The following is a 9,942-nucleotide window of genomic DNA, read 5'->3' on the forward strand; positions in this document are numbered from 1 at the left end:
AAGAACTCGCTTAATTCTTTACCCAACCCCATACTCCCTCTCCAAAACTCCCAACAGCTTTTCTTCGACTGGAGTTAGGTAGGGGCGTTTAATTTCCCCCAACTGCTTCAAAACACTCAATGCCGCTTCCTCCAAGTTACCTTGGTTGCGAAGTCTTGTGAGGCGATCGCACAACACACCCATCTGCTGGCAATCCTCCTCCAAGTAATCGAAGGATTTGAGATGGTCCATCTTTACCACGTACTCTCCATCCCAAGCCCTTACCGTGCAGCTGAAGTTATTCACTTCAGTTACAATACACCAAGATTTGCCTTTCCCCCTTAATTCGGGATTGTCCTTTGGTAGGATTTGGCATACTTCTGAAATTTGATACGGATTTGGCACCTTTGTTCTTTCCATTATCTGTTCTACAATATCTTTTACAATTCTTGCAGATGGAACTTTCTTACCCGCCGCCTCTACGGAACGCTGCCATGCCTCCCACTGTTCTTCTGGATCTAGCTTAGTCAACGGTCGGACTTGACGTTCGTTGGTTGGCAAAATGCGATCCAATGGATCACATTTTTCAGAAAGATTGTCCACAATAGCGGCAGCTTCTATGAGCAGGTAAGGTTGACGGCGAGTGTTATAACCAAACCTATCCTTACAGTACTGCTCGAAACTCTTATGAGTAGAGCGATATAAACGGCGATCGCGCAACTCCTTCAACGCTTTACCCGCTTCATAGAACGACCTTTCTATCACCCGCTCTAAACGCAGCCGTTCTTGTTGCTCTTCAATTGTCAGTTCGTCATAAACAACCTCGACAGTTACGTTTTGTGGCTCAATGTGTTGGTCATCCCCAGGCGTTTGGTTTTTTAACGACTCTTGAGCAACACTTTTGGTTTGCCTTCGTTTGGAATTTTGTGTCATGCTTAAAATAACGATAAATAATTTGATTCCCCGTCCTGTCGTTGGTCGGGGTTTCTGTTTCTAAACAATTGAACTGATTGTACAAAGGAGATGCACACTATCTAACTCCAGAGCAGTTTTTATCGTGGTGAAGAGACTGTTTGATGCCGTTCCAGCCACATCAGAGCTGCATCCACAATCGGTTGCCCGCTCTCTTTAGCAAAATTAAGAGCACTTTGGATGGAAGTTAGTGCGCCAGAACGGTTGACGGCAGTCCCCACAGAAAAAGCAAAGTCAGCACACATATCGCAAACCAATTTTTCCAAGTCCTCTGGTGGCATCATTGCAGGACGGTCATAGCCGTAATGACCGCACTGAGCGTAGATCCAGTTGGGGTTGTGTCCGGTGATGGTTCTGACACGTTTAACGACGCCGTTGTTAGCAGGATATAAATCTGCTGTTGGTTGTTGCTGAACCTGTTGCGTTGTGCCAGTTTGTGGCTTGGTAAACGGACTTGGTTCGGTTTTCGGTTGTGGTTTGGGCTTAGAGGATGCTCCCGTACTTATCTTGTATTGCTGGATGAGGCGTTGCAGTTCCCCAAGCATTTGGTCATCCAGTTCTTGACGGCGTTCCCAAAGATAGCGGATCGTAAACTCCTGGTTTTCAATGTATCTTCCAATACCCCATACTTCTCCGCAATTTTTCAGAACTTTTGCCGCTAGTCTATCAGCCGCACTGCCTCTGGTCATCTCTTTGCCATTGCTGCTCAGTACCGAGATCGGTACGCAAGCCATCGCCTCTTTCCTCACCCCAAGTATCGTAATGCCTGCCCTGCAAATTGCATCATTGCCCAGATATTGGATTTCCGAATAATCGATAACCCACTCCGGACATACCTCATCCAGACGTTCTCGAAACAGCCGCCAAGGTAAGAACACCCACTTTTTCCCACCACCGGGGAGATCTCAGACTTCATGAACTTTGGCTGGAAAAGGCTTTTTTAATTCAGCTTGAATGCGTCTCAATTCTTCTCTTATCTCTGGTGTAATCATTGCAAAAACCTTTATATACAAGTGGCGAGCAGTTACGCTCGCCGATTGACTTTAAGCAGCTTGTTTAACTTCAGTTATTGAACGTTTTTTAAAAAGGAGAGAGCCGGAGTTTAGGCGTGTTGGATCTGGGTGATGGCAACATTTTTTACAGATTAAGGAGTTGCGATCGCCACAACACACTTGCCGACGGCTTCTAAAAATCATTCTGCAAACGCTACACTTTTTACCTCGAAACATATTTTTGGGACTCATAAAAAAACTCTACTTGTGTTAAAGGCGATCGCCAATTGACTTTGAAGCTGTTAGTGTTTATCTGTTGCCAACAAGGTAACCAGAGTTTAAAAATATGGGGTCGGGTTTGTGATGGCAGCATTTTCTGCAAACCAAGTAATTACTGTCGCCGCAGCACACTTGCCGACGACTTTTAACAACCTTGCTGCAAACACCGCATTTTCTACCGCTATACATATCTTTGGTACTCATTTAAAAACCTCCGTTTGTGTTGATAGCGAGCAAGGTTTGGTTGGAAACTGAAATGTAAATGGATTGTGACATGATGTATGTAAGTTATTTTTTGTTTGGTCGCCCTGTTGATAGCAGGGCTTTTTGTCTGTTGTAAGTTGTTTAAGAGTTGCGATGCCAATCTGGCGAAAAGCGCCACGCTCTTAAAGTGGCTGAACTTGAGAATCCCGAATTTTCCACATACGGACGAGCAGTTCGTTTAACAAATCTTCGCTCCGAATGTGGGCAAGGTATGCTTCGCTGTTTGTTCTCAGTCCCCATTCCCCGCCTGAGAAAGGACCATATTCGAGAATAAACGTAACAGAGCGATACTCAATGGAAGCATGGGGATAATAATTGGAAGACTTAGGGCGGACAATTGATAGCTCCATCGCTTGTTGATAATCGGTTGGAATAGCAGTATCCAACTTCAACTTGAAGCTTTGCATCAATTCATCAATTAATTGTTCTTCCTGCTTTCTCAAAGTTTCTTCTTTCGCTTTTAACTGGGCTGTGTAAAACTCGTACACTGTTGTGATGGCTTGCTCTAAGTCAATTTTATGAGTCATTTAGAAGAATCCTTTTGATGAAGGGTTTGATAGAAGGCGATTCGCAGATACAAACGGTAGATGAGGTGCGATCGCTCTGATTATGTTACCACAATGGTACAACAAAGTGCAACAAGTGGCAACAGTGTTGCACCAAGTTCACTAAAGATAGGACAAAATAGGTTAGAAGTTATTTGAACGACGTTGTATGACAAAACAAGAACTTTCAAAGGACGATCGGCTTGTAGTGAGGATAGATAAGCAGACAAAAGATGCATTTATGGCAAGGGTTGATGCTGAAGGGAAAAGTGCTAGTGAAGTTATTCTCAATTGGGTTATAGATTACCTAGCTCAGGAACCTCAGCAAAGACCTGATTTAGTCAAGATGTACGCGGATCTGGAGTCTTTGAAGCGGAAAGTTGCTCATTTAGAAGATGAAGTGACAAAAAAATCAGCAGCCTGAGGGAGGAGAATAGTTCTCTCAGGCAAACATATGACAAGATAGCGCAAGCTTTTCAATCCATCTCCATTCCAAAAGACCCGTCAGATACCTGACGGGTTTAGCTTTTATTGAGGGGTAACAAGTTCTTTTCTTTTTGTTGCAACAAGTACAAACACTGTGTTACTAATAAAAAGATAAATTTTTACAGGGATTTTTATTATCCTGTCCTCACTTTAAGCAAATAGAGGTTTAGATGAACGCGAGCGCACCAATAGAAAGCGACATAGCTGATGTCGCTCAGGTTTTGCTGCAAAAAAACATAAGTTGGTCAGAAGTATCCAAAACCAATCCCTGCCCCTTGTGTGGCAAATCAGATTGGTGTTGTATTTCAGAAAATGGTGAAGCTGTGGTTTGCGGTAGAACTGACACAGTACCGATGGGTTGGAAGTTCATTAAGTATGCCAAGGACGATCGCCCGATTTACGCTCGTGACAAAAGCATCACACCTCCTCGCCATCACGTAACTATCAAAAAACCAGCAGTTCATACCTTACCCATTCCAGAAGCAAAGTTACTGACTTTAAGTGCTCCAGTCAGCGACAGCCCACAACCAACTCAACTGCTTTATCCAGTTAAAGGTGTTCCACCTCATGCCACTGAAATTGTTTACTATTATTCACAAAATCAATGGGTAACGCGCTACGACTGGCTTGACCCAAGCCACGACAAAGGACGAGACAAAACTTGCCGCCAGTGGCATCGAGGAGAAGATGGTACGCCTTGTATGAAAAAAGGTAAGGACCCTTGGCTGGCGTACAGGCTTGAAGAAGTTTTAAGCGCAATCGAGGCGACACACCAAACAAGTGCAGTGTTGCTCCAAGAAGGGGAAAAAGTTGTAGAAATTGCCCGTGCTAATGGTTTGGCTAGTATCACCTTCTCTGGCAGCAGCTGGTCACATGAAAGCATTGAGCCATCATTACACCTCATTAAAGATTCCGGCCCCGGCACTCTCATTGTGTTTCTTCATGACACTGACACTGTTGGATTAAAGAAAGCCAAAACAGTGGCTGAATGCTGTGCCAAGGTGGGATTGCCTTGCCTGCTTGTCAATCCCCATCAAATCTGTCCTCAATTGGAGAATGACACCGATGACCTGGAACAAATTTTAGAGCATATGGCTATCCAAGAATTTACTGAGAAACTGGAAGCAGAAATTCAAGCAGATCGCGAGCAATCCACCCCACCAGTGTCTCCCGAACGATCGCAATTCTTTGAGTCTGAAGAACCGGAAAAATCAAACAACACTAAGAAAATTCCAGAGTTTACGCAAGTGGCATTCAACACTTTATATAGCGATCGCCCCTGGATTTGCGTTAGTAACAAATTGTACCAGTGGACAGATACGTATTACGAGCACAGCCCGGATGATGTTGAAATTAGAAGAATTGCTGAGTTCTGCGATCGCTATGCTGTAGCGCGGCAGGACGGTCGAATTCATTTTCCCTACGCCAATGCTGCTTCTGTTGAAAAGGTACTTAAGTGGGTGAAGATGAGGCTGACGGTTGACCCAAGACTGGTGAATCCCGCAGGGCTGAACTGCACGAATGGAGTGTTGCAGCTGCTGTGGGATGGAGACGTGCCGAGTTGGATTTTGGTGGACCACAATCCCGACTTCTACTACATTTATCCACCCATCGCCACCTACAAACCAGATGCCGACCCCATACATTGCGATCGCCTGCTTGAAGCTCTAGAACCAGCACAAAGAGACATTTTCCTCAAAACAATTGCGGCATCTCTAGATTTAACAACCGTGCGGAAATTTAAAGGTCGGGCTGTCCGTGCATTGCTATTAAAAGGAGATGGCAGCAATGGTAAAGATTCATTAAGAGAAGTGGTCAGTATGATGTACGGACGCCAGGGGATGACAGCGTGTACGTTAACGGACTTTGCCGCCTATGACACTGGGCGCAAGTTTCCACTCTCCAAACTCATCCGCTCTAGGGTGAATTGGGCAAGTGAAAATGCCAACACTTCTCGAATCGATAAAATCCAATGCTTGAAAACTTTTATTACTGGAGAAGAGCTAGAGTCCGAACGAAAAGGTGTGGATGCCCAAGAGTTCTTCCCAACGGGCATTGCTATATTTAACGTCAACGACACGCCCAATTTACAAGGGTCGCAGGAAGCGATCGCTTCTCGTTACGGAATATTGGAGTTTAACAAAACCTTTAAAATTGGTGCCAATCCCAAGTTGGGAGAATTGGAAGCAGACCCACGATTTAAGTACGATCCGATATTTCTGGCAAATCGAGTCGTGCCTGCCTTCCTCAATCGCGTACTGCAAGCACTGGTGGATTTGATGAAAGATGGCATTGACTACAGATGCACTTTAGAAACTTTAGAAAGCATCCAAGCTGAAAACTGTCACCTGTTCGGTTTTTGTAAGGAAGTGGGATTGGCTTACGACCCCAACAGTACGGTTACGGCAGGAGAAATCTGGACGGTATTGGAAAGATGGTATCAAGACAATGGAACATTAAGCTACGAACAAACTAACAGTGGCAAACAAAAAGCTATCTGGTCGGACCAGGTGAAGCCATCAGATAAGAACGTCAAAGCCGTAAACCAAGTCATTGCCCGCTTTCTACAACTGTTCCCCAAAGCCAAACGAGTGACTGTTGCTAAGGAGGGATGGGGCAAACCATTGCAAGCGATTTCAGGCATTGGATTTTTCAGCAGTGACTTGTCACAGACAAACAAAGACCTTCACCCAACAACTCAAGAACTTCACCCAAGTACTTCTGAGTTCAGCACCCAAAAAACCTTGGAAGATCGAGGTTCTTCACCCACTTCACCCAATTTTTCTGATAGCGGTGAGGCGAACCAATTGAGAGATAGCAACGATTTAACATCTCACACCGAAGTTAATACCGATAAAATTCTTACCCAAGTGAGTGAAGTTGATGAAAGTTCTGACTCCACAAATGATTCACAGGTATTGGATGAAGTAGAAATTGGGTGTAGCGAGCTACAACCGTCAACGGAATTGATATCCGAGTGGATGAGCGAGGAGAATCTACAGTCTATGACCGACGACCTGGAAGGATGTGAGGACATTGAGATGTTCCGCCTCATTAAAGAGGTTTATCATGCTGAAGCTTTAAAGGTGGCTGAGGGAAGGATTTCTCTGGGCAAGCAAAAACAAATAAGTTTGTGGGTGGCACAACTGGATGGGTAGTGGGGTGCGATCCATCGAGCGATCGCGGAGTACAGCCGTATCGCCTCCTTGGAATTTCTTGACGCCGTTGTATCTGTGATAGCATATAAGTCGAATTAACTATTTACACGAGTTCGATGAGAGCATCCATCCAACTATTCATGCGAAAAGCCTTTGTACCAAAGGTCATTGAGGGTGATGGTGCGCTCAAAGCCTCTAAATTTTCAGGAAAACCATGGTTAAACAAGAACGAACACTGGCCTAATTGTCAACATTGCGGTCAACCCATGCAATTGTTCGTGCAAATTAATCTCGACTCTTTGCCAGAATCTTTACAAGGAGAGTTTGGCACCGGACTACTCCAGTTGTTTTACTGTACAAATACCAATAGTGATTGTGAAGGTGAGTGCGCTGCTTGGTTGCCCTTTGCCAAAAGTATGCTTGTCCGAATTATTCAAGCTGATACAGAAGCGCTGGATATTGAAATACCAAACATAGAGGATTACTTTCCCCCAAAACAAATAGTAGGCTGGGAAGAAGTACAAGATTACCCGAATTCTAGTGAAGCCACAGAACTTGGGATTGATTTAACTGATGATGAATGGGATGAAATTGCCGAACAATATCCACAACCGGGCGACAAACTTTCAGGTTGGCCGTACTGGGTTCAAGGAATTGAGTATCCCGACTGCCCGATATGCAACCAAGGAATGCGATTGGTGTTTCAGCTAGACTCAGAGGACAATTTACCGTTTATGTTTGGCGACGCCGGGTGCGGTCATATTACACAGTGTAAAACGCATAAGACTCAAGTTGCCTTTGGTTGGGCTTGTAGTTGAGCGGGTGATGCTTTAAGAGACAATTATGCACGGGGTAATAATTACGAATTGGAGCAAAGCGACTTGACTTTCCCATTATCTCCTTGTTGGAGCGATCGCTCCAGATGAAATCCAGTGAACCCAGTCATATTAGAGGTATCCGGGAAGTTTGGGCTAAATACATATAAGCGATCGAGCCACATAATTCTGATGGCGCTTAGAGAACGCGATCGCCTCCACATTTGGCTGTGTACGTGAAATTTTAAAAATGCTTCCCGAAAAACCTGAGCGTAAGACTGGAGAATAAGTTTGATGTAAACAGGTGTCATCATGAGCAAGAAAACCCAAGAGACAGTTTATGGTATTGTAAGCAGTAAGAAGCTAGATGAATTGCAGCAAAACTTTGATACCACTCAAATTTTGGCAGCGGTGGACGCCATTGATGAAATTCGCTCGCGTATTTGTGAGCCAGATGGGATAAGACTTGAATTGCTACATCTCCATTCGATGGCTCACACAATCATCAATGGAGATTTCACAATGAATGCACCTATAGGGACGTGCATTTGGGAAGTCGCTCAAGAGTTAGAGCTAGAAATTGATGATTTCGCCAGCAAGTTAGATGCAATTGCGACACTACTTGGAAAGCTTGGGGAACTTGCTCCTGATGATGAATATGAAGATGAGGATGAGGATGATTTTGATTTTGATGAGTAGTTAGCACAAAAATCTGGAGTTCATCTAAACTATGCTATGGCTTGGGATTTGATTGATGTTCCACAATCAGATGAGCAATTCGATTAAGTCCCTGGCGCAAGGATTCTTGAGTCAAGGAGTAGCCACACCATCTGAAAAATGCCAAAATAGAGGTGGAGTGATAGCCCAAAGGAGCCGAATAGCGATCGCTTGCGTGCTGGCCATCCTATGTTCATATTATATTTTTCCAAATAGTTGTCCAAATAAGTGACAGTTCTTGCCGACTTCACAATTCGTTTTAGGGGAACGTGGGATATATTATTGATGTTACGTTGGGCTAATTTGAGGTGAACGCCTGATATATATGTTAGCCAATGCTCGTGAAGGAGCGAATTTAAAATGAGTCAATCTGTTAGTGAAGACTACCAAATCAGGAAAATACTCAGCATCGCCGACAAAAATGGCTTCATTTTGGACGCAGACAACTTAAATATTAACAAATCCGGAATGGACTTCATCACTACCTTTGCTACTGCCCTAGAGGATAATACCAAATGGGTATTGCGTTTTCCCAGAAGACTTGATGTTCTTGAGCGCATGTATTATGAAAGAGAAGTTCTTGAACTGGTTAAAAGCCAAGTCGATGTGAGCGTTCCCATGTGGAAAATTGTTTCGGATGAACTAGTTGCCTATCCGCTATTAAAGGGAATTCCTGCCGGAACCATCGATCCAGATATAGGCGATTATGTATGGTACATTAATCCGAAATCCCCACCGTCCGTATACATTTCTTCTGTGGCAAAAACACTGGCGCAACTCCACAGAACACGCATTGAGGTAGTGAAACAATTCAGTATCCGAGTTCAAACAGTGGATCGAGTGCGGCAATCTATGGCAGAGAATATGGAGAAGACCAGAGAACTGCTTGGTGTTTCTGATACACGCTGGGCACGTTGGCAGGACTGGATTGCCAATGATGCCTTGTGGCCTCAACATTCGGCTTTGATTCACGGAGACTTTCACCCCGGTCATACGCTTGTGGATAAAGACGGAAATTTGATGGGACTAATCGATTGGACAGAAGCCGCAGTCAGCGATCCTGCCAAGGATTTCGTCTGTTTCTATGCCGCTTTTGGTGAGCAAGTTCTCCAAGATGTGCTCGAGCATTACCAAACTGCTGGTGGGATCGTATGGTCTTATATGAAAGAACACATCATAGAACTCTGGAATGCTAATCCCGTAGAATACGCCTTATTCGCCTTGCTAACTGGAATGTTGAACATATAGCTGGGGCTCGAGCCTCTTTAGCTTGGAGTGGATGATATTGGTTCAATACCCAAGTCAGAAAATCTGTGAAGAAATGGCGACTTTATAAAGGCTGTCAATCAGGGCAAACGCACCTTAAACTGGCAGAATTAAGATTGACGTTTAAGTAAGAATGTGGAATTAATAATTTGAACTGTTGGAAAATTGAGAAATGACTCGGTTGCACCTTAATTAAATCACCACTATGTATCGAATTTTAATATTTGGCAATTCCGGTTCTGGAAAAAGCACTCTTGCAAATAAACTTGCTAAAAACTTCAGTATTCCAATTCTCGATCTCGATACTATCGTTTGGGAACCAAACCAAATTGCCATACGCCGCCCTCAAGAAGATTCATTGAAGGATCTACGGGACTTCATAGAAAATAATCTTTCTTGGGTAATTGAAGGCTGCTACAGTACGCTAATCAAAGCTGCTATCGAATTCTCAACTGAAATCTATTTTCTG

Annotated in this window: 11 protein-coding genes; 7 read left to right on the forward strand and 4 right to left on the reverse strand. The window is 44.0% G+C overall.

The window, feature by feature from the left end:
- Positions 1 to 18: 18 nt before the first annotated feature.
- Entirely contained in the window at positions 19 to 912 is an 894-nt protein-coding gene (locus tag F7734_RS04690; RefSeq protein WP_155743593.1) for a hypothetical protein, read from the reverse strand.
- 119 nt (positions 913 to 1,031) lie between these two features.
- The gene (locus F7734_RS04695; RefSeq protein ID WP_155743594.1) at positions 1,032 to 1,829 is read right to left on the reverse strand and encodes a hypothetical protein; all 798 of its coding nucleotides are present in this window, start codon (positions 1,827 to 1,829) and stop codon (positions 1,032 to 1,034) included.
- 477 nt (positions 1,830 to 2,306) lie between these two features.
- Between F7734_RS04695 and F7734_RS04700 the strand changes: the two genes are divergently transcribed.
- Positions 2,307 to 2,477 (forward strand): hypothetical protein, encoded by a 171-nt coding sequence (locus F7734_RS04700; protein WP_155743595.1) that lies wholly within the window; start codon positions 2,307 to 2,309, stop codon positions 2,475 to 2,477.
- 131 nt (positions 2,478 to 2,608) lie between these two features.
- On the opposite strand, the gene F7734_RS04705 is transcribed toward F7734_RS04700, so the two are convergent.
- Complete coding sequence (locus tag F7734_RS04705) at positions 2,609 to 3,013, reverse strand: hypothetical protein (protein WP_155743596.1); 405 nt, start codon at positions 3,011 to 3,013, stop codon at positions 2,609 to 2,611.
- Between the two features lie 187 nt (positions 3,014 to 3,200).
- Between F7734_RS04705 and F7734_RS04710 the strand changes: the two genes are divergently transcribed.
- From F7734_RS04710 to F7734_RS04720, 3 genes are all read left to right on the forward strand, one after another.
- Positions 3,201 to 3,455 carry a hypothetical protein gene (locus F7734_RS04710; protein ID WP_155743597.1) on the forward strand — a complete coding sequence of 85 codons (255 nt, stop codon included), beginning with the start codon at positions 3,201 to 3,203 and terminating at the stop codon, positions 3,453 to 3,455.
- A gap of 232 nt (positions 3,456 to 3,687) precedes the next feature.
- Positions 3,688 to 6,675 carry a DUF5906 domain-containing protein gene (locus F7734_RS04715; RefSeq protein WP_155743598.1) on the forward strand — a complete coding sequence of 996 codons (2,988 nt, stop codon included), beginning with the start codon at positions 3,688 to 3,690 and terminating at the stop codon, positions 6,673 to 6,675.
- A gap of 116 nt (positions 6,676 to 6,791) precedes the next feature.
- Complete coding sequence (locus F7734_RS04720) at positions 6,792 to 7,493, forward strand: DUF1963 domain-containing protein (protein ID WP_155743599.1); 702 nt, start codon at positions 6,792 to 6,794, stop codon at positions 7,491 to 7,493.
- A gap of 41 nt (positions 7,494 to 7,534) precedes the next feature.
- Here the strand turns inward: F7734_RS04720 and F7734_RS04725 are convergent, their stop codons facing one another.
- Entirely contained in the window at positions 7,535 to 7,804 is a 270-nt protein-coding gene (locus F7734_RS04725) for a hypothetical protein (RefSeq protein ID WP_155743600.1), read from the reverse strand.
- On the opposite strand from F7734_RS04725, the gene tnpC reads away from it, so the two are divergent.
- From tnpC to F7734_RS04740, 3 genes are all read left to right on the forward strand, one after another.
- Positions 7,803 to 8,189: a Tn3 family transposase post-transcriptional regulator TnpC gene (gene tnpC / locus F7734_RS04730; protein ID WP_155743601.1), complete on the forward strand. Its 387-nt coding sequence runs from the start codon at positions 7,803 to 7,805 to the stop codon at positions 8,187 to 8,189. The two genes, F7734_RS04725 and tnpC, sit on opposite strands and share 2 nt — an antisense overlap.
- 378 nt (positions 8,190 to 8,567) lie before the next feature.
- Complete coding sequence (locus F7734_RS04735; RefSeq protein WP_207714015.1) at positions 8,568 to 9,455, forward strand: macrolide 2'-phosphotransferase; 888 nt, start codon at positions 8,568 to 8,570, stop codon at positions 9,453 to 9,455.
- A 223-nt stretch (positions 9,456 to 9,678) separates the two neighbouring features.
- Positions 9,679 to 9,942, forward strand: a 264-nt coding sequence (locus F7734_RS04740) for an isopentenyl transferase family protein (protein WP_279239662.1), incomplete at its 3' end; no start/stop codon positions are given.

Source organism: Scytonema sp. UIC 10036 (assembly GCF_009725235.1).